At 65.8% G+C, this 237-nt stretch carries 1 pseudogene; it reads left to right on the forward strand.

Annotated elements, in window-relative coordinates:
* Nucleotides 1-237: pseudogene (locus ACTIF1_RS26440) on the forward strand (xanthine dehydrogenase family protein molybdopterin-binding subunit); the annotation flags it as partial.

Consider the following 237-nt stretch of genomic DNA (forward strand, 5'->3'; position numbering starts at 1 on the left):
AACGGCTGCGGATCGGTGCGGAAAAGGACGGGCGCATCACGGCGATTGCGCACGAAAACTGGTCCGGAAATCTGAATGGCGAGGATGGCGAGAATGGGACGCTGCAGACGCCCAAGCTCTATGCCGGCGCCAACCGCCTGACCGCCAACTATATCGCGACGCTCGACCTGCCCGAGGGCAATGCGATGCGCGCGCCGGGCGAGGCACCGGGGCATCTGGCGCTGGAAGTCGCGATGG

Origin of the sequence: Falsiroseomonas sp. (assembly GCF_051860665.1) — a bacterium.
Classification (GTDB): domain Bacteria; phylum Pseudomonadota; class Alphaproteobacteria; order Acetobacterales; family Acetobacteraceae; genus Falsiroseomonas.